11 protein-coding genes are annotated in these 21006 nt (G+C 74.7%); 8 read left to right on the top strand and 3 right to left on the bottom strand.

The window, feature by feature from the left end; genetic code table 11:
• From ACFOWE_RS31640 to ACFOWE_RS31630, 3 genes are all read right to left on the bottom strand, one after another.
• On the bottom strand, positions 1-1963 hold a 1963-nt coding region (locus ACFOWE_RS31640; protein WP_377294366.1), incomplete at its 3' end, for a lantibiotic dehydratase.
• Positions 1960-2724 (bottom strand): thioesterase II family protein, encoded by a 765-nt coding sequence (locus tag ACFOWE_RS31635; protein WP_377294364.1) that lies wholly within the window; start codon positions 2722-2724, stop codon positions 1960-1962. The genes ACFOWE_RS31640 and ACFOWE_RS31635, both read right to left, overlap by 4 nt.
• On the bottom strand, positions 2721-6314 hold the full coding sequence (locus ACFOWE_RS31630; RefSeq protein WP_377294368.1) for an amino acid adenylation domain-containing protein: 3594 nt from the start codon (positions 6312-6314) through the stop codon (positions 2721-2723). The genes ACFOWE_RS31635 and ACFOWE_RS31630 overlap by 4 nt, the downstream gene beginning before the upstream one ends.
• A gap of 331 nt (positions 6315-6645) precedes the next feature.
• On the opposite strand from ACFOWE_RS31630, the gene ACFOWE_RS31625 reads away from it, so the two are divergent.
• From ACFOWE_RS31625 to ACFOWE_RS31590, 8 genes are all read left to right on the top strand, one after another.
• A complete protein-coding gene (locus ACFOWE_RS31625; RefSeq protein ID WP_377294362.1) occupies positions 6646-8388 on the top strand; it encodes an AfsR/SARP family transcriptional regulator in 1743 nt (580 codons plus the stop codon).
• Between the two features lie 499 nt (positions 8389-8887).
• Positions 8888-14548 (top strand): non-ribosomal peptide synthetase/MFS transporter, encoded by a 5661-nt coding sequence (locus ACFOWE_RS31620; RefSeq protein ID WP_377294360.1) that lies wholly within the window; start codon positions 8888-8890, stop codon positions 14546-14548.
• Positions 14545-16053, top strand: a complete 1509-nt coding sequence (locus ACFOWE_RS31615; protein ID WP_377294358.1) for a class I adenylate-forming enzyme family protein — start codon at positions 14545-14547, stop codon at positions 16051-16053. Before ACFOWE_RS31620 ends, ACFOWE_RS31615 begins: the two co-directional genes overlap by 4 nt.
• A gap of 4 nt (positions 16054-16057) precedes the next feature.
• Positions 16058-17692, top strand: coding sequence for a condensation domain-containing protein (locus ACFOWE_RS31610; protein ID WP_377294356.1), 1635 nt, complete (start codon positions 16058-16060; stop codon positions 17690-17692).
• Entirely contained in the window at positions 17686-17925 is a 240-nt protein-coding gene (locus ACFOWE_RS31605; RefSeq protein WP_377294354.1) for an acyl carrier protein, read from the top strand. Before ACFOWE_RS31610 ends, ACFOWE_RS31605 begins: the two co-directional genes overlap by 7 nt.
• A complete protein-coding gene (locus ACFOWE_RS31600) occupies positions 17922-19316 on the top strand; it encodes a condensation domain-containing protein (RefSeq protein WP_377294352.1) in 1395 nt (464 codons plus the stop codon). The genes ACFOWE_RS31605 and ACFOWE_RS31600 overlap by 4 nt, the downstream gene beginning before the upstream one ends.
• Positions 19313-19501 (top strand): MbtH family protein, encoded by a 189-nt coding sequence (locus ACFOWE_RS31595; protein WP_377294350.1) that lies wholly within the window; start codon positions 19313-19315, stop codon positions 19499-19501. The genes ACFOWE_RS31600 and ACFOWE_RS31595 overlap by 4 nt, the downstream gene beginning before the upstream one ends.
• Positions 19498-21006, top strand: a complete 1509-nt coding sequence (locus ACFOWE_RS31590; RefSeq protein WP_377294348.1) for a condensation domain-containing protein — start codon at positions 19498-19500, stop codon at positions 21004-21006. Before ACFOWE_RS31595 ends, ACFOWE_RS31590 begins: the two co-directional genes overlap by 4 nt.

The raw sequence follows: 21006 nt of genomic DNA, 5'->3' as shown, positions 1-21006 counted from the left end.
AGGTCTCCCGGGCGATCACCAGCCGGTCGATGGTGATCCGGGGAGCGTGCGGGACGGGCAGAGCGAGCTTGAACGCGTCCATCAACTGCGTGCTGAGCATCCCGGCGAACATCTCGATCAGCGGCCACCGGTGCCCGTCGGGCGCCGTGGCGACCAGCTCGCCGTCCTCGTCCGAGACCATGACCGAGGTCGCGGGCAGCAGCCGGTCCGGGTCGGCGCCCCGGGCCCTGTCGACGCCCAGCTGCCGGTCTCCGGGGCCGGCCAGGCCGTGAGCGGCGCGGCCGGTGTTGCGGGGGTAGTCCTCCGGATACAGGATCCGGATCCGGTCCGGTCCCAGATCGAGGTCGTAGTGGACGCGGAGCCGATCGGGATCGGGGTGGAACGGGCTGAACAGCGCGCTGTCGAACGGCGTCCACGCCGGGTGCAGCTCGCCGAGGACCACCTGGTAGTCGCCGCGGTCGATCGCCTCGACGCCGGTGGCGCAGATCTGCAGGTCGGGGCTGTGCAACCGGGCGGTGGACCAGCCGGGCCGCCGGGCGGGGAAGAGCCGCGCCACCGCCTCGGCCAGATCCGCCGCGGACAGCCGGACACGGGCACCGCCCTCGGCGGCGGGCCGTACACCGATCAGTTCGGCCCAGCGCCGGGTGAAATCCTCCGACACCGCGCGGAACGGTCCCGCGCCGGGGGTGAACAGCAGCCCCTGGGCGAGATACCACAGGTCGGCCAGGCGGACCGGGCCGTCGCCGTCCCCCCGCAGTTCGTCGTGGAGTTCGCGCAGGATCGTCTCGCCCGCGCCGGCGAGTTCGGCGGTCAGCCAGCGGGCGGCGGTCAGCGTGATCGCGAGAGGCGCCGCGACGGCGTCCAGGAGGGCCGCGCCGACGGTGACGTCGAGGTCGCGGGTGGTGTCCTCGTAGCAGAGCGTCCGGCCGGCGTACATCTGCCCGTCGCGACGCCGCGGCACCGCGCCGGTCAGCGCCGTGAACTCCTCGTCCAGCCCGGCCAGGGCGCGCTTCAACGCCTCGGGGTCGCCCGCCGCGGCGGCGACGGCCTCACGCGCCGCGCACAACCGCTCCAGCCCCGCCGAAGCCTCCTTGCGAAGCCCGGCATCCTCGATCGCGGCGATCCGGTCCCGCAGCACCTCCTCCGCCTCACGCCCGATGGGCAGCGCCGCATCCCAGGTGATCAGCCCCCGCTCCACCAGCCGCTCCAGCAGCAGGTAGCCGTCCTCCGGACGATCCAGCCCGGCCACCACCTCCACCGCCGCAGTACGGCCGTCGCAGCGCGCCAGCACCGCTGCCTCCACAGGCGACAACGCCAGCGGCGGCTGCAACGGCCGCACCAGCGACCGCTCCCGCACGGTCAGATGCGGCAGCAGCATCGGCGGCCACCAGCGCCGCACCCGCGCATCGGCGGCCAGGTGGTCGGCGTAGGCGGCCAGCGCCCAGCCCTCCAGGAACACCCGCCGCTCACGCAGCAACCCCGGCCCCACCTGGACGTCCACCGCCCGCCCGGCACCCGCACCGGCACCCGCGCCGCCGCCGACGCCGACCCAGCAGACCGGACCGAAGAAACCGATCGTCTCGTTCTTGGCGCAGTACCGCTGCCAGTAACGGACCACCGCCCGCTCACGGTCCCGCCGCCGCACATTGCGGCGAGCCTCCGGCCCCCCGGCGACGATCCCGTCCAACGCCACCAGCACCCCGGGGTTCTGCCAGGTCACCGCCTCACGGAACAGCGGATCCGCAGCGATCTCCCAGATCCTCCTCGCCCCCGCCGCGACCGCCTCGGCCAGCGCCTTGTCGAACACCCCCGCCTCACCCCGGCCGGCCAGCAGCTCGTCGGCCGCCTCCGCCGCCGCCGGCGCCGCGAACGCCTCCAGCCCGTCGGCGGGAAAACCCGTGGTGCGCAGCAACGCGTCCGACCACACCGACCAGCCGGTCTCCCCCAGCTTCACCTTCGTCATCGCGCACCATCCGCGGCCATCAGGTCCGCTCTCAGCAGGGCGGCCAGTTCCGCCAGCCGGTCGTGGAGGAAGAAGTGGCCGCCGTCGATGCGGTGCAGGACGAACCCGGCGGTGGTGTGCCGCTCCCAGCCGGCCGCCTGCTCCTCCCGGACCGCGTGGTCGAGCGCGCCGGCGAAGGCCACGATCGGCACCGGCAGCGGCGGTTCGGGACGGTGCTCGTAGCCGTCCAGCCAGGCGAAGTCCGCCCGCAGCGCGGGCAGCAGCAGCTCCAGCAGCTCGGGCTCGCCGGCGACCGCCTCGGGCACGCCGCCCCCGGCCACGACACGGGCCACCAGTTCGTCGTCGGAGACGCGGGAGAGCCCGTCGAACGCACCGGATCCGTGCAGGTGCGGCGCGCGTGCGGCGCCCGCGTACAACCGCGCCGGCAGCGGCGCACCGGCCCGGCGCAGCCGCCGCACCACCTCGAACGCGAGCCGCGCGCCCAGCGAGTGCCCGTACAGCGCGTAGGGGCGTCCGTCGGCGGCCACGGCGTCGGCGACCGCGGCGGTCAGCTCGTCCAGGTCGATCTCGGCCGGTTCGGCGATCCTGTTCTCCCTTCCCGGCGGCTGGACCCCCAGCACCTCCACGTCGGGGGCGAAGGCGGCGGGCCACGGATGGAACACGCCCGCGCCCGCGCCGGCGTACGGCAGGCAGAACAGCCGGAGCCCCGCCTGGGGCAGTGGCCGCGGGCACCGGAACCAGCGGGCCGTCAAGGTGGTCATCGGGTGCCTCCCGGCGGGTCGATCCAGTGGCGCTGCCGTTGGAAGGGGTAGGTGGGCAGCGGTATCCGCCGTCCCGGGGCGGCCGGGCCGGAAGGCGGCATCTCCGATGTCTCCGGCGTCTCCGGCGTTCCGGCCGGGGAGAGCAGCCGGTCGGGGTCCAGCGCCGCGATCGCCTCGGCGAGGTCGCCGCATTCCACGACGACCCGGTGGGCGAAGGAACGGCGTCCCGCCGTCAGGGTGTGCGCCACGTCGGCGATCGGCAGGTCCGGGTGGGCGGCCAGGTGGTCGCGGAGCCGTACGATCGCGGCGCGGAGCGCCCGGGGCGAACGGGCGGAGACCGGAAGCAGGTACCGGGCGCCGGGGACGGGCGCCGGAGCGGGCTGCGGCGGCGCTTCGGCCACCAGGACGTGCGCGCCGGTCCCCCCGATGCCGATCGCGCTGACCCCGGCCACCCTCCTGCGGCCGTCCGGCCAGTGCGTCGTCTTGGCGGGCAGGTAGAACGGCCCGCGCTCCAGGCCGAGTTGCGGGTGGGGCGAGTCGGCGTGCAGGTTGGCGGGGATGCGCCCGTGCCGTACCGACAGGACCGCCTTGATGAGCCCCGCGATTCCGGAGGCGGCGTCGGTGTGGCCGATGTTGGTCTTGACCGAGCCCAGCGCGCAGTAACCGGTGCCCCGGGCGCCGGCCGCGCGGAAGGCCCGGGTCAGCGCCTCGACCTCGATGGCGTCCCCCAGCGGCGTGCCGCTGCCGTGCGCCTCCACCATGCCGATCTCGTCGGGGGGGATCCCCGCGTCGCCGAGGGCCTCGGCCACCGTGGCCGCCTGCCCGGTCAGACCCGGTACGGCGAAGCCGGCCCGGGCGGCGCCGTCGTTGCCGACCGCCCATCCGGGGATGACGGCGTACACGTGGTCGCCGTCGGCGACGGCGTCGGCGAGCCGTTTCAGCACCACTACGCCGCTGCCGCTGGAGAATCCGGACCCGTCGGCCGCGGCGTCGAACGCCCGGCACCGGCCGTCGGGGGAGACCATGCCGCCGGGGGTGTGCCGGTGCCGGGGCCAGGTGACCGTGACGCCGCCGGCGAGGGCCAGGTCGCAGCGGTGGTCGGCGAGGTTCTGGGCTGCCGTGCACACCGCGACCAGAGAGCTGGAGCAGGCGGTCTGCACGGCGATCGCCGGTCCGGTCAGGCCGAGCCGGTAGGCGACCTGCCCCGGCAGGTGGTCGGAGCCCTGGTGGGGCAGGATCCGCCCCTCCCAGTCGTCGGGGTCGTCGGGGGCGCCCGCGGCGGGGTTGCCGAACAGGTGGAACAGGAAGTACCGGTTGGCGGAGGCGGAGGTGAACACGCCGATCTGGCCGTCGAACCGTTCCGGGTCGTATCCGGCGTCCTCCAGGGCCTCCCACGCCGTCTCCAGGAACAGCCGGTGCTGCGGGTCGGTGCGGGCCGCCTCGTCGGGGGTGAATCCGAAGAACTCCGCGTCGAAGTCCTCCACCCCGTCCAGCTTTCCTCCGGCCTTCACGTGCGCGGGATCGGCGAGCAGCGCCGCCCCGATGCCCAGCTCGCGCAGTTCCGCGTCGGAGTAGTCGTGGACGGCGTCCACCCCGTCGGACAGCACGGACCAGAACGCCGCCGGGTCGGGCGCGCCGGGGAAGCGGCAGCCCAGGCCGACCACCGCGATGTCGTCGCCGGCCTCACCGAGGTCGTCGGGGTCGTCGGGGTCACCGAGATCGCTGGGATCGCCGGGATCCCCCGAGCCGCCGGGGGCGCCGGGGCCGCCGGTCGTGCCGGTGGCGAGAGGGCCGGCGCCGGTGGCGGGGTCCGCGGCCGGTGGATCGGACAGGAAGGCGGCCTGCGCCCGCACCGTGGTGTGCTCGAACAGCGCCATCATCGGCACCGGCGTGCCGAACACGGCGGTCAACCGCTGCTGGAGCCGTCCGAGCAGCAGGGAGTGCCCGCCGGCGTCGAAGAACGGCTCGCTCACCCCGACCCGGGTCACCCCGAGCACGTCGCACCAGGCGTCGTGCACCGAGGTCTCGGCGGGTGTGGCCGGGCGCTCGCCCGGGCGGGCGGTCTCGGGCGCGGGCAGGGCCCGGACGTCCACCTTGCCGGTCGGGGTGAGCGGCATCGTGTCGAGCACGACGATCACCGCGGGCACCAGGTGGTCCGGAAGGGTCTCGGCCGCGGTCCGCCTCAGGGCGGCCGGGTCCAGGCTCGCCCCCGCGGAGGGCTGGACGTGGGCCACGAGCCGGTCGCCGTGGAGCGTGACCACGGCTCTGGCCACCCCGGGCCGTCCCGTCAGGTGCGTCTCCACCTCGGCCGGTTCGACGCGGAAGCCGCGCACCTTGATCTGCCGGTCCAACCTGCCCAGGCAGACCAGGGTGCCGTCGGGCAGCCTCCGGCCGAGGTCCCCGGTGCGGTAGATCCGCCCGCCGTCGTCGTCGGTGGTGAACCGCTCGGCGGTGCGCTCCGGATCCCGCCAGTAGCCCAGCGCCAGGTGAGGGCTGCGGACGGCGATCTCGCCCTCGTCCCCGTCGGGGTTCAGCAGCACCACCTCGTAGCCCGGCAGCGGACGGCCGATCGGCACGAGGGGGCCGGCCGGCGGATCGGCCGGTGAACCGGGGCCGGTCGCCGGTTCCGTGTCCGGCGCGGCGTCCGCGGCGAACTCGGGCGAGTCGAAAGTGGTCCGGTGGTGCGTGACGAAGGTGGCCTCGGTCGCGCCGTAGCCGTTCACGAACAGGCAGCCGTCGGCGAAACGCCCCCGGCCCGCGACCACGTCGGACCTGGTCACGCGCTCCCCGCCGAGCAGCACGGCGCGCACGGAGGGCAGTCGTCCGTCCGGTCCGAGGGCGTCGAGCACGTACCGGTAGAGCGTCGGGGTGGAGTGGTAGACGGTCACCTCCCGGTCGGCCAGGAGGCGTACCAGCTCGCCCGGTCCGAGGGTGCGGACGTCGACCGGCACCAGGGTCGCGCCGGTCAGCAGCGCGGGATAGATGTCCGGCACGGAGGCGTCGAAGCTGATCGAGGCGAGCAGGCTGAGCCGGTCGCCCGAAGTGATCGACAGGCTTTCGACCTGGTTGCCGACGCAGTGCGCCAGGTTGCGGTGGCTCTGCGCCACCCCTTTGGGCCTGCCGGTGGATCCGGAGGTGTATCGCAGGTAGGCGAGGCCGTCCGGTTCGGCCGGCGCGGCCACCGGTGTCGCCGGCGTCGCGTCCTCGACGAGGACCGGCCGGCGGCGCCGGTCGCCGAGGAGGGTGCGGGCGAGCGTCTCGTGTTCGCGGGTCGTGACCAGTACGGCCACATCGGCGTCGCCGAGCATGTAGGCCAGCCGCGGCGCCGGATACGAGGGATCCAGCGGGACGTAGGCGCAGCCGGAGAGCAGGGTGCCCATGATCGCGGCGATGGTGCTCGCGTCGTGGCCGAGCAGCAGGCCGACGCGCGCTCCCCCGTGTCCCCCCGCCGCGGCGATGAGTCGCTGGATCCCACCCGCCGTCAGAGCCAGCTCCGCGTAAGTCAACGGCGAATCACCTGAATACACCGCAATACGGTCGGAACTTCCACTTACGACGTCGAGGAATCGGCTGGTTACAATATGTTGCATTACCGGAATTCCCGCACCTTGCTCACGATCTGGATCCGCCGCCATCCGGCGTCACCCCGCCCGTCCCCTGAGGCGCGTCTCGCGGCCCACTGACACAGGGAACGCTATGGGCCGGACATTTCCGATCATTAGCCGTAAGATTGCAAAAGCCGCAATCGCGGCAATATGTCGCTAAGAGTGACCTTCCCGTGACGATCTCACGCAGGTCCAAGGCGGAGAAACAGGCATGACCACCGACGAGGCTGTTCCCGTTCACGACTTCCAGGTCCTTGGACCGTTACGCTTCACCTCGCACGGGGTGACGGTGGCACTGCCCGCCCGTCACCCTCGTATGCTCCTGGCCGTCCTCCTGCTGCACAACGGCGAGGCCGTCGCCGAAGGACGGCTGCTGGAGCAGGTATGGGGTCCCGGCGCCGGCAGCACGACCGCCCTGCGCACCGCCGTGTCGCGGTTGCGTTCCTGGCTGCACGACGAAGCCCGCGGTGTGGCGTCCATCGACCGCGCCGACGGCGGCTACCGGCTGCGCCTGCCGGACCACTGCATCGACGCCGCCCGGTTCCGCGCCGCACTGGCCGCCGACTCCGATGCCGCCGGGCTCGACCCCCACCAGCGCATGGCCGCCCTGATGAGCGCGCTCGAGCAGTGGCGCGGCCCCGTCCTGGACGGCGCTCCCGACGAAATACGCGAGGATCCGGCGGTGCGGGCGCTCGACGACGACCACGCCGTATGCCTCCAGCGGCTGGCCGCGCTCGCCATCTCACTCCAGGCTCCCGACCTGCTGCTGCCCAGAACCCGCGCCCTGGCCTGGTCACGGCCGTTCGACGAGCCGCTGCACGCGCGCCTGATCGAGCTCTACGCCGCCTGCGGCCGGCCCGCCGAGGCGCTCATGGAGTACGAGCGGCTGAGGTCGCGGCTGGCCGACGAGCTGGGCGTCGCTCCCAGCGCGGAGGTGCAGCGTGCCCACTTCACCGTGCTCGCCCAGGACCCCCCGCGACCTCCCTCGGCGGATCCCTCCTCCGGCAAGGGGCGGGGGCACCGGCTCGTCCCCCACCAGGTTCCGGCCGACATCGCCGACTTCGCGGGTCGTGACAAGGCGACCGCCGCGCTCCTCGATCATCTCGGCGGCCTGCTGGACGACCCGACGCGACCGGCCACGCTGGTCGCGAGCATCACCGGCCCCGCCGGAGTCGGCAAGACCACCCTGGCCGTGCACGTCGCCCACCGGCTGACGCCGGCCTACTCCGACGGCCAGCTCTACGCCGATCTGCGGGGCACCACCGCCGTCCCCGAGTCCCCCGCCCGCGTGCTCGGACGGTTCCTGCGGGCACTCGGGGTCGGCAAACACGACGTCCCGGACGACCCGGCCGAACGCGCGGCCCTCTACCGCAGCCTGGTCAACGGCCTCCGCCTCCTGGTCGTCCTGGACGACGCCGCCCAGGAGACACAGGTGAGACCGCTGCTCCCGGGCTCCGCCACCTGCTCGGTGCTCATCACCAGCCGGCATCGGATGGGCGCCGTCGGCGGCGCGAAGGCCGTGGACCTCGACCGGCTCCGCGTGGACCACGCCGTTCAGCTGCTGGCGGGCATCATCGGGCCCGAGCGGGTGGCCGCCGAGCCCGACGCCGCGAGCGAGCTGGTCCACCTGTGCGGCGGGCTGCCCCTGGCGGTGCGCATCTGCGGCGCCCGGCTGGCCGCCCGTCCCCACTGGCCGCTCGTCAAACTGGCCGCCCTGCTGCGCGACGAGCGCCGTCGGCTGAGCGAGTTGAGCATCGGGGACCTGACCGTGCGGGACGGCCTGGAGCAGAGCCACGACCGGCTGGGGGAAGAGGCCCGGCAGACGCTGTCCACGCTGGCCAGGCTGGGGCCGGTCGAGTTCTCGGTCGGCACCGCCGCCGCCGTCTGCGGTCTCGACCACGCCGCCGCCGGCGACCGCCTCGACGCCCTCGTCGAGGCCCGGTTCGCCTCGGTGACCGGCTCCGGCCGGACCGGCCGGGTCCACTACCGCCTTGACGATCTGGCCCGGTTGTACGCCCTCAGCCTGGACCCGGCACGGCCTTCCCCGTGGCGACCGTGAGGGCCACCGCGCCGACGAGGACCGGCGCGTAGTCGCCCATGGCGACGTGCGGCACCGGGCCGCCGGTCAGGGATGCCCGGCACCGGTCACAGAGACCCCGGGCCGGTCATGGAAATGACAGGTCTTCCTTCATCGGACAACGCAAATCAAAGCAGACAAATGCTGATTAAATGGGACGTAAATCGCTGCGGGAGCGCTCCCACTAGCCCGGAAAACGCCTCAAAACTAGACAGGCGCCACGGGAGTGTCAAGGAATCCGGGAGGCGGCGCATCCGCATTCGCCGCAGCCCTCCGGCGTGATTCGGAGAAACACCAGGCCAGGCGGTTGAGGCGCGGGCAATGCCAGGGCGACTCCTTGACGCCTTCGATCACCCATCCCTACCCTGCTCCGCAGTGGGAGCGTTCCCACGCTTTTCGGGCGACCCCTCGACGGAGAGATGTCCGCCACCCTCGACCGCCTCGTCCCCGGCGGGTTCATCCCGATGTGAGGGAGAAGACCATGCTCGATGAGCAGGACTCGCGCGTCTCCACGCTGAGTCCCGCCAAGCGCGCCCTGCTGCTGCAGCGGTTGCGCGGCGGCGCGGGCGCGGCGGCCGCGCCGATCCCGCGCCGCCCCACCGGCACGCCCGCGCCGCTCACGTTCGGCCAGGAGCGGATCTGGTTCCTCGACCAGCTCGACCCCGGTGACGCGGCGTTCAACATGTGCCTGGCGCAGCGGTGGCGGGGCAGGCTGGACCTGGACGCCCTGCGGAGCGCCGTGGCGGCCGTCGCCGAGCGGCACGAGAGTCTGCGCACCCGCTTCCGGGCCGAGGACGGCGCACCGGTGCAGGAGGTCGTCCCGGACGCCGCCGTACCCGTCGAATTCCTCGACCACGCCGAGGCGGGACCGGGCGCGCCCCCGCCCGAGGAGTGGGCGCGCGCGGCGGTCGCCCGGCGTACCGGCACCCCGTTCGACCTGGCCGAGGCCCCGCTGCTGCGGGTCAGCGTGCTGCGCCTGGGCGAGGACGACCACGTGGTCTGCGTGGTCTGCCACCACATCGTGGCCGACGGGGTGTCGCTGAACATCTTCGCCGAGGAGCTGGCCGCCCGGTACGGCTCGGGCCCGGCGTACGAACCGCCCCCGCTGCCCGTGCAGTACTCCGACTTCGCCGCCTGGCAGCGGGAGCGGCTGACGGAGGAGGCGGCCGGCCGGTCCCTGGCGTACTGGACCGCCCGCCTGGCCGACCCGCCCGTGCTGGAACTGCCCGCCGACCGCCCCCGGCCGGCCGTGCACTCCTCCCGCGGCGGCGTCGTCACCGTCACGCTCGGCGCCGAGCCGGCCGCGGCCCTGGAGGAGCTGGCCGCCCGGCACGGCGCGACGCTGTTCATGGCCCTGCTCGCGGCCTACCAGACTCTGCTCGCGCGGCACACCGGGCAGGAGGACGTCTGCGTCGGGTCCCCCATCGCCGGGCGGGACCGGATGGAGCTGGAACCGCTCATCGGCTTCTTCCTCAACACACTGGTGCTCCGCGGCGACCTGTCCGGCGACCCGGCGTTCCGTGAGCTCCTCGACCGCACCCGCGCCGCGGTGCTCGACGCCTTCGACCACCAGGACATCCCCTTCGAGCAGGTGATGGGCGAACTGCGCGTCGAGCGCGACCTCAGCCGCTCCGCGCTGTTCCAGACGATGTTCGTCCTGCACACCCAGAACGACCGGCGGGCCGCGCCCCTCGGGACCCCCGAGGCCTCCGCCGGCCGGGGGATCGAGGAGATCGCCGGGTTCGACACCGGGTACACGGCGGCCAAGTTCGACCTGTCCCTCGACGCCTGGCGGACCCCGGACGGGCTGAGCCTGATGTTCGGGTACGCCGCCGACCTGTTCGACCGCGGCACCGTCGCCGCCCTCGCCGGCCGCTTCATCCGGCTGCTCACCGCCGTCGCCGCCGAGCCCGGCCTGCGGCTGTCGGAGATCGACCTGCTCTCCGGGGACGAACGCCGGAAGCTCCTGGAGTGGAGCGTCGACACCGCGCCGCCCGCCGCGGAGACGGTTCCCGAGCTGCTCGCCGCCGCGGTGGCGGCCTGCCCCGGCGCCCCCGCGGTGACCTGCGCCGGCCGGACGCTCACCTACGCCGAGCTGGACGCGCGCGCCGACGTCCTGGCCCGGGCGCTGCGCGCGGCGGGAGCCGGCCCCGAATCGGTGGTCGCCGTGGCGATGGACCGCTCCCCCGACCTGCTCGCGGCCCTGCTGGCCGTCTGGAAGGCCGGCGGCGCCTACCTGCCGCTCGACCCGGCCTACCCGGCGTCGCGCCAGGCCGCCATGCTCGGCGACAGCGGCGCGCGGGTGGTGCTCACCACCACGGCGCTGCGCGAGCGCCTGCCGGACGGGCCGCACCGGGTGCTCTGCGTGGACGGCGTGCTCCCCGCGGGCACACCGGACCCGCTGCCCGCCCCCGATCCCGGCCGTGCCGCCTACGTCATCTACACCTCCGGCTCCACGGGACGGCCCAAGGGCGTCGTGGTCGAGCACGGGGCGCTGGCGGCCCGCGTGGGCTGGATGCGGGAGGCCTACGGCCTCACCCCGGACGACCGGGTGCTCCAGTTCGCCACGGTCAGTTTCGACACCCACGCCGAGGAGATCTATCCCTGCCTGGCCGCCGGGGCGACGCTCGTGCTGCTGCCCGGAGGCGGGGAGCTCCTGCCGGACTTCCTGGCCACGCCGTACGCCAGGGACCTGACCGTGCTGGACCTGCCCACGCCCTACTGGCACGAACTGGTCACCGACCTGGACACCGTGGACTGGCCGCCCGGCCTGCGGCTGACCATCCTCGGCGCCGACCAGGCGCAGGCGGCGGCCGTGACGGCGTGGCACCGGCACTTCGGCGGCCGGGTACGCCTGCTGAACACCTACGGCCCCACCGAGGCCACGGTCATCGCCAGCGCAGCCGAGTTGCTGGAGGGGGACCGGCGTCCGCCGATCGGCAGGCCCATCGCGGCCACCTCCCTCTACGTGCTGGACGAGCGGCGACGGCTCGCCCCGGTCGGGGTCCCGGGCGAGCTGTACATCGGCGGGGCCGGGCTGGCCCGCGGCTACCTCGGCCGGCCCGGCCTCACCGCCGAGCGCTTCGTCCCCGACCCGTACGGCGGCGGCCGCCTCTACCGCAGCGGCGACCGCGCCCGCTGGCGGTCCGACGGGGAGCTGGAGTTCCTCGGCCGCGCCGACGACCAGGTCAAGGTGCGCGGGTACCGGATCGAGCCCGGTGAGATCGAGTCCTGCCTGCTGGCGCACCCCGCGGTCGCCCAGGCCGTGGTCCTCGCCGAACGGGGCAACCTGCTGGCCTACGTGGTGCCGGCGGCCGGCGCCCCGGCGGCCGGCGCCGGGCTGGGGCCGGAGCTGCGCGAGCACGCGGCGCGGGCCCTGCCCGCCCACATGGTGCCCGCCGCCGTGACGGTCGTGGACCGGTTGCCGCTGACGCCCAACGGCAAGCTGGACCGGGCCGCGCTGCCCGCCCCCGAGTTCGGCGGCGGCGGCCACGTCGACCCCGCGACGCCCACCGAGCAGGCGATCGCCGGCATCTGGGCGCAGGTGCTCGGGATCGAGCGCGTCGGCGCCGAGGACGGCTTCTTCGAGCTGGGCGGCCACTCCCTGCTGGCCACCCAGGTGATCGCCAGGATGCGACGCGCGCTCGGCGCGGGCGTCTCCCTGATGGACCTGTTCAGACACCCCACCGTCCGCGGGCTCGCCGCCCTGGCCGACACCCCCGCCGACGCCCGGCGGCCCCGCCGCCTGCTGCACGAGCTCACCCCTCCGCTCCCGCAGGACCGGTGCGTGCTCACCTACGTCTGCGTCCCGTACGGCGGCGGCAGCGCGGTGGTCTACCAGCCGCTGGCCGACGTCCTGCCCGAGGGGCACCGGCTGCTCTCGCTGGCCGTACCCGGGCATGACGTGGGCCTGGCCGAGGACCCGCTGCCCTTCGACGAGCTCGCCGCCCGCTGCGCGGCCGAGGTCCTGGAACGGGTGACGGGTCCCGTGGTGGTCTACGGCCACAGCAGTGTGGGCTCGGCCCTGGCCGTGGAGGTCGCCCGGCGCCTCGAGGCGGCCGGCCGGGTGCCGGAGGCCGTCTACATCGGGGCGGCCTTCCCGTTCGCACGGCCCCGCGGCCGGGTGATGAACGCGCTCTCCCGCCTGGCGCGCGCCTCCGCCGTCGCCTCCGACAGGGCCTACGGGAACTGGCTGGCCTCCATGGGAGTGGACCTCAGCGAGCTCACCCCCGAGCAGGCCCTCCACATCGTGCGCACCATGCGCGCCGAGGCCGAGCACGCCGAACGGTACTTCACCGGCCTGCTCGACGGCGGGACCGCACGGCTGCGGGCGCCCCTGGTCACGATCGCCGGGGAGCGCGACCCGGCCACCGAGTACTACGAGGAGCGTTACCGCGAGTGGCACTTCCTGGCCGCGACCAGCGTCCTGGTGGTGCTGGAGGAGGCGGGCCACTTCTTCGTCCGCTACCGCGCCGGGGAACTGGCCGAGATCATCACCACCGCGCACCTCGCCGCGGAGGGACCGGCGGAAGGACCCGCCGCGGGACCGGCCGCGGGTCCGGCGGCGGGACCCGCCTTGGAACCGGCCGCGGGATCGGCCGCCGGAGGGCCCGCCGCCGGACCGGCGCCGCGCGAGGAGGACGGCACGACCTGGTGGCTGGGCGGCGTCTCGCGTTCGCATGACGTCACCCACTCCGCGGACGCCTCGCGGACGCCGGGACCCGAGCCCAGCATGAGGCGGTTCCTCGCGGTCGCCTCCGGCCAGCTCGTCTCGATCACCGGCTCCGCGCTCACCGAGTTCGCCGTCCCGATCTGGATCTACCTGACGACCGGCTCCGTCGCCGACTTCGCCCTCTTCGCGGTGCTCGGCCTGGTCCCCGGCCTGCTGGTCGCACCGCTCGCGGGAGCGGTGGTCGACCGGGTCAGCCGCAGGAAGGTCATGTTCTGCGGCGACGTCGCGGCCTTCGGCACCCAGCTCGCCCTCGGCGTCCTGCTCTGGACGGGGAACCTGCAGATCTGGCACATCTATCCGCTCCTGATCTGCCTGTCCGTCGCGCTCACCTTCCAGCGCCTGGCCTACGGCTCGGCCATCCCGCAGCTGGTGCCCAAGCAGTACCTGGGCCACGCCAACGGCGTCAACCAGATGGTCACCGGCGTCTCCCAGCTGATCGTTCCGCTGGCCGCCGCCGGACTGGTGGCGGGCATCGGCCTGGAGGGCATCCTCGTCCTGGACGTGGTGAGCTACCTGTTCGCCATGGGCGTGCTGCTGGTCGTGCGCTTCCCCCGCACCATGGCCCACCGGCGCAGGGAGACGGTGACCGCCGAGATCGTCGAGGGCTTCCGCTACTCGTGGGGGCACCGCGGCTTCCGGAACATGCTGCTCTTCTTCGCCGTCCTCAACGTCTTCCTCTCGCCGCTGTTCCTGATGATCTCTCCGCTGGTGCTGTCGTTCGGGACGCTCGGCGACGTGGGGCGGGTCTCGTTCGCCTCGGGGCTGGGCGTGTTCCTCGGCGGCCTGGTGATGAGCGTGTGGGGCGGGCCGCGGCGGCTGCGGGTGCGCGGCATGCTGCTGTTCACGCTCGCCCTGGGCCTGTGCTGCCTGGTCACGGGGGTGCGGGCGGACCTGCTCGTCATCGGGGCGGGGGCCTTCGGCATGGGCATGGCGCTCACTCTGGTGAACGGGATCTACGCCACGATCGTCCAGGTCAAGGTGGCGCAGCGGTTCCACGGGCGGGTGTTCGCGCTCAACACGATGATCGCGTGGTCCACCACGCCGATCGGCCTCGGCCTGGTCGCGCCGTACGCCTCGGCCGTGCTGGAGCCGCTCATGACGCCGGACGGGCCGCTCGCCCCCGCCCTGGGGACGCTCCTGGGCACCGGTCCCGGGCGAGGCATCGGGCTGATGTACGTGATCTGCGCCGTGATGATCGTGGTGATCGCCGGTGTGGCGCTGCGCCTGCGCTCGCTGGCCCGCTTCGACCGGGAGGCGGTGGACTCCCTCCCCGACGACGTGCTCGGATCCGCCGCCCTGGCGCGCCGGGGCCGGGCGCGCGGCGGCGCGGACGGCGGCGCTGCGGATGACAGCGGCGTGAACGGCGGCGCGGGCGGGCGCTCCCCGCACCTGGAGAGGGAACTGCGATGACGGGCACACCTGTGGCGGTGCGGACCGTGCCGGACCTGCTGCGGCTGCGCGCCGCCCAGGATCCGGGGCGGACCGCGATGGAGGTGGCGGGCGGGCAGGCGCTCACCTTCGAGCAGTGGGAGCGGCGCTCGGACGCGGCCGCCCACGGCCTGCTCGGCCTGGGAGTGCGCCCCGGTGACCGGGTCGGGCTGCTGTTCGGGAGCGGGGACTGGACCGGCTTCGCCGTCGCCTACTGCGCCGCGCAGAAGGCCGGCGCGGTGGCCGTGCCGCTCTCCGACCGCCTCGCCGCGCCGGAGGCCGGGTACATGCTCGGCCACTGCTCGGCCTCCCTCGTGGTGCACTCCGAGGGACTGACCCCGCCCGCCGGGCCGTACCCCGCGGTGCCCCTCGCGCACCTGGAGAACGGCGGCGAAGGGCCCACCGGCGTCCGGGTCCGCCCGGGCGACCCGGCCCAGATCCTCTACACCTCGGGCACCACCGGGCGGCCCAAGGGCGTGAGCGCCTGCCACGCCAACCTCGTCCACGGCTGCGAGACCCGGCGGAACCGGCGCCGCTTCCGGCACTCCGAGCACCTGCTGCACGCCTTCCCGATCGGCACCAACGCCGGCCAGACGATGCTCATGAACGCTCTGGACGCGCATCCCACGGTCCTGACGCCCGCGCGGTTCACCCCGGGCAGGTTCGCCCGGCTGATCGAGTCGTACCGGGCCGGCACCGTGTTCGTCGTGCCCGCGATGGCGATCGAGCTGCTCGACGCGGGACTGCACGAGCGCCACGACCTGTCGGGTGTCGTGCTGCTCGGCTCGTCCGCCGCGGCCCTCCCCCCGGCGCTGGCCGCGCGGCTGGCCGCCGCCTTCCCCAACGCCACGGTGACGAACTACTACACCTCCACCGAGGCGGCCCCCGCCCAGACGATCATGATCTACGACCCGGCCAGGCCCGCCGCGCTGGGCCGTCCGGCCTTCGGCGGCGCCCTGCGCGTCGCCGACCGTGAGGGCCGCGCGCTGCCGCCCGGCGAGACGGGCGAGATCTGGCTGCGCTCCCCCGCCACCCGCAGCTACTACGGCGACGACCAGGCCGGCGCCGAGACGTTCCGGGACGGCTGGGTGCGGATGGGGGACGTCGGACGCCTCGACGCCGACGGCTACCTCTATCTGGAGGACAGGGAGAGCGACGTCGTGAAGACCGGCGCGTTCAAGGTCTCGACGCTCCAGGTGGAGGCCGCGCTGTACGAGCATCCGCAGGTCAAGGAGGCCGCGGTGGTCGGCGTCGCGCACCGGGTGCTGGGCGCCGTGCTCGCCGCCGCGGTCGTGCCGCGCTCCGCGGACCTCTCCACCGGCGAGTTGCGCGCCTTCCTGATGGACCGGCTGGCCCGGCACGAGCTGCCCGAACGGGTGCTGGTCATGGACGCGCTGCCCAGGAACCAGTCCGGAAAAGTCATCAAGGGGCGTCTGCGGGAGCTGCTCGGCGGCCCCGCGGCCCAGGCACGAACGGAAGGTGCGTGACGTCATGCGATCATCGGTGACCCGGGAGCGGGCCTCCCTCGCCCAGCACGGGTTGTGGCTCACCGAGCGGACGGGTGCGGGCGGGGGCGCCGCCCACCACCTGCCGCTCGCCGTGCACCTGGAAGGGCCGCTGGACGAGGCCGCGCTGCGGGACGCCTGCGCCGCCGTCGCCGCCCGGCACCCCGTTCTCGCCGCCGCGCTGGTGGAGGAGGACGGCGAGCTGCGGCTCGTCCCCGGCGCGGCCGGGCCGCCCTTCACCGTCGCGGACGTGGCCGAGGGCGACGTGCCCGCCGCCGTCGACGCGGAGGTGGCCCGCCCCTTCGACCTGTCCGCGGGGCCGCTCGCCCGGTTCGCGCTGTTCCGCCTGGAGCCCAAGCGTCACCTCCTGCTGGTCGTCGCCCACCACGCCGCCTTCGACGGCATGTCGAAGGACCTCCTCCTGCACGACCTGGCCGCCGCCTACGGAGGTTCCCTCCCGGCCCCGCCGGCGACCTCCCACGGCGAGGCGGCGGCCGGCGAGCACGACCGCGTGGCGGCGAAGCTGGCGGCCGCGGCGGAGTTCTGGCGGCCCCGCTGGAACGACGGGGGCGGGCTGCTCCTCCCCGGGCTGCGGCGCGTGTCGCTGCGCGCCGCCCCCGGCGGCACGGTGGACGTCGCCCTCGGCTCCGGCCCGGGGGCCGCGCTCGGCCCGGCCGCCGAGCGGATCGGCGTCACCCGCTTCGAGCTGCTGCTGGCCGCGCTGCACACCCTGCTGTACGGCTACGGCAACACCCCTGCCACCGTGTCCGTGGACGTCTCGACCCGGACCGAGCGGACGCGGGAACAGGTGGGGATGTTCGTCAACGAGCTCCCGGTGACCGCCTCGCCGGACGGGACGTCCGCACCGGACGGGACGTTCGCCGCCTTCGCCCGGTCGGTCCGCGACGAGCTGCGCGCGGCGTACCGGTTCAGGGAGGTGCCGGTCGCGCGGGCCCTGGGCGGCGTCTCGCCCCGCGCCTCGCTCACCCCGGTCTCGCTGAGCTACCGCAGGCGCGGCGAGGATCCCCTCTTCCCCGGCCTCGGCTCGCGGGTCGAGTGGACGATGCCCGCCGGCGCCGTCAGGGGGACGCTGCACCTGCAGGTCGTGGAGGCCCCGGACGGGGTCACCGCCCACCTGCGGTTCGACCCCGGCTGCCTGGACCGTGCCTCCTGCGAGGCCGTGGCCGGGCACCTGACGGCCCTGCTGCGCGCCGTCGCGGCCCGCCCCGACGCGCTGATCACCGAGCTGCCGCTCCCGCCCCGGCAGCAGGCCGCGCCGGGCACCGCGTCCGGGACGGTTCCGGCGCCGGGCGCCGGGGCCGGGCCCGTCTCCACCGCCGCCTCCACCGCCGGAACCGCTCCCGCCGGGGCCGCCTCCGCGGGCGGATCCCCGGTGGTGGACGAGGTCCTGGAGATCTGGCGCGAGGTCCTCGGTTTCGACGACATCACCCCCGACGACGACCTGTTCGACCTCGGCGGCCACTCGCTGTCCATCACGCAGATCATCGCCAGGGTGCGCGACCGGATGGGTGTGGAGCTCTCCTTCGAGGTGTTCATCGACACCCCGACCGCCGCGGGTGTCGCCGCCGACGTCGAACGCCTGCGGGAGGAGGCGTGCTGAGGCGGCGCCTGGCCGAGCTGGTCTCCCGCGCGAGCGACGGCGACCTCGGCGTCGAGGAGGTCATGGCGGCCTCCGGCTCGCTGACCGCCCTGGGCGTCACCTCCCTCGCCCATCTGCGGCTGATCGACGCGGTGGAGGAGGAGTTCGGCGTCGAGCTGGACGGCCCGGCCGTCCTCGACACCCTGGACGGGCTGGCCGCCCACATCGCCGACCGGCGGGCGGCGCCGCGATGACCGGGCCGCCCCTCACCCGGTTGCGCCCGGTGCCGGTGGAGTTCAGCGGGGACCGCGGCGGCGAGGCCCCGCTGACCTGGGGGCAGCGGTCGATCTGGCGCATCACCCGGTGGCTGGAGGACGGCGACCCCTACTTCAACACGCCGTGGGTGCTCCCCGTCCCCGGCAGGCCGGACCTCGGCACCGTGCTGCGGGCGCTGGGAACGCTCATCGGGCGGCACGAGTCCCTCCGGACCACCTGCCACCAGACCCCGGAGGGGCCCGTCCAGCGGATCGCGTCCGGCGGGCGGCTGACCGTCGGGATGGTCGACGCGGCAGGCGCCCCGCCCCGGCAGGCCGCCGCGGAGCTCGCCGCCGAACTCGCCGCAGAGGGCTTCGACTACGCCGCCGAGCTGCCCCTGCGGTGCGCCGTCGTCATGGCCGACGGGCGGCCGAGGGCGCTGGCGATGGCCCTGTCCCACCTGGCCGTCGACGCGTGGGCGCTCGACCTGCTCGCCGCCGAGTGGCGGCGGCTGCTGGCCGGGGAGGAACTGCCGCCACCCGCGTGGCAGCCGATGGACCAGGCCGCCTTCGAGGGGTCGGACAAGGGCGCCGAGCGCGCCGAGCGGGCCCTGCGCCACTGGCGGTCGGCGCTGGAGCGGGCGCCCGGGACGCTGTTCGACCACCCGCCGGGCACGCCGGAGGATCCGCGGTTCGTCAGGGTCGGCATGGAGTCGGCCGCCGTCGCCGCCGCCGCCCGGGTGCTGGCGGAACGCTGGTCGATCAGCACCACCAGCGTGCTGCTGACGGCGAGCGCCGTGCTGCTGGCCGCGCTGACCGGCCGCGGCACGGCGGTCATGCAGTTCATCGTGGGCAACCGGCACGACGTGCGGCTCCGCGACATGGTGGGCACCGCCGTACAGGACGGCCTGTTCGTGCTCGACCTGCCCGGCGGCACGTTCGCCGACGCCGCCCGGGCCGGGCACCGGCAGGCGCTGGTCACCTACCGGCACGCGCACTACGAGCCGTACGCGATGATGGCGCTGCGCGAGGAGGTCGGGCCCGCCGACCTGTCGGCCTACTTCAACGACGTGCGCACCGTCCCCGACTGGCCGAACCTGCCCGCCCAGGCCACCCTGGACCCGGCCGCGCTCACCGGGCGGACGAGGACCTTCTTCGTCGGCGCCTGGGCCGAGGTGGACGCGAAGGTGTTCTTCGCCACCGGACCCGCCACCCACACCTGCCGGCTCCACCTGCTGACCGACACCGCCTACCTGCCGCGTGCCACCACCTACGCGCTGCTGCGGGGGGTGGAGACGCTGCTGGTGCGCTGCGTGACCGAGGAGGTGCCGCTCGGCCGGGTCGCCGAGATCTGCGGCCTCACCGACGCCCTACCCGAGGAGATGAGATGACGGACGGTCCCATGCGCGTGGTCGTCAACGACGAGGAGCAGTACTCCATCTGGTGGCCTGACAGGGAGCCGCCGCGGGGATGGACCGCCACCGGGTTCGAGGGCTCCCGGCAGGAGTGCCTGGACCACATCGCGGCGGTGTGGACGGACATGCGGCCGCTCAGCGTCAGGAACCGGGCGCTTTGACCGGGCAGGCTCCTCCGGAGGAGCGGGAATCGCCGAGCGAGCGGGTCCCCGCCGGGCAGGCCCTCTCGTCCGGGCAGGCTCCCGGCGCCGGGCAGGACCGGCGGCAGGAGCTGCTGCGGCGCCTGGCCGCCCTGCCTCCCGCCCGCCGCGAGGCCCTGCGCCGCGCGATGACCGCAGCGGCCGCCGGTGGCCTGCCCCTCTCCTCGGGCCAGGAGCGGCTCTGGTTCCTCAACCGGTTCGACCCGGCGGACAGCGGCAACCACATCCTGTGGTGCGTGCGGCTGCGCGGCCCGGTCGACCCCGGCGGGCTGGCCGCCGCCCTCACCGCGGTCGCCGGGCGGCACGAGGTGCTGCGCGCGCGGTACCGCATGGACGGCGACCGGCCGGTCCAGAGCGTGCCGCCGCCCGAGCCGGTCGTCCTGGAACGCGCCGACGGCGGCGCCGACCCCGACGGGGCCGTGCTCGCCCTGTTCCACCGGCCCTTCGACCTGGAACACGACCCTCCCATGCGGGCGGCGCTGATCCGGCTGGAGGAACGGCACGCGCTGCTGTGCATCGTGCTGCACCACATCGCCGCGGACGGCTGGTCGCTGAACGTCCTCATGCGGGAGCTGGGCGAGTGCTACGCGGCCCATCGCGAGGGCAGGCGGCCCGAGCTGCCGGAACTGCCGGCGCGGTACGCCGACTTCGTGGCCTGGGAGCGCGGGCAGGCCGAGCGGGCGGGACCGGCCAGGCTCGCGTTCTGGACGGAACGGCTGGCGGGCGCGCCCGTCCTCGACCTGCCCGCCGACCATCCGCGCCCGCCCCGCTGGACGGGCCGGGGTGGGCGGGTGGACCTGCACGTGCCGGACGCGGAGACCACCCGGTTCGAGCAGGTGGCCAGGGAACGGCGCAGCACCCTGTTCATGGCGCTGCTGGCCGCCTTCCAGGCGACGCTCGGCGCCGTGGCGCGGCAGGACGACTTCTGCGTGGGCGTGCCGGTCGCGGGGCGCGGCCGTACCGAGTTCGCGCCGCTCATCGGCTACTTCTCCAACACCATCGCGCTCCGCGCCGACCTGTCGGGCGACCCCTCCTTCCGGGAACTGCTCGGCCGGGTCCGCCCGGCGACCCTGCGGGCTCTGCAGCACGCCGAGGAGCCCTTCGAGCGGATCCTCGGGGCGCTCCGGCTCCCACGCGACCTGAGCAGGCCGCCGCTGTGCCAGGCGATGTTCAACCTGACGCACAACCTGCCCAAGGACGACCTGCTGCGCACGGAGATGGGCGACCTGGCCGTGGAGGCGTACCCGCCGCCGGAGACCGGCCGGACCAGGGCCGAGATCTCCGTGGACCTGTACCGGGGGCCGGAAGGCCTGGGCGGGTCCCTCGAGTACAGCAGCGACCTGTTCACGGCCGGGACGGCGCGGCGGGTGGCCGCCGCCTTCACCGGCCTGGTGACGCGCGCCGGGGCCGACCCGGACCTACGACTCTCCGCACTGACCGGGCCGACCGGGCTGAAAGGCGAATGA

The sequence above is a fragment of the Planomonospora corallina genome (assembly GCF_042650625.1).
Classification (GTDB): Bacteria; Actinomycetota; Actinomycetes; order Streptosporangiales; family Streptosporangiaceae; genus Planomonospora_B; species Planomonospora_B corallina.
Note: the sequence above shows the minus strand (reverse complement) of the source record. Positions and strands in the feature narration are given on the sequence as shown.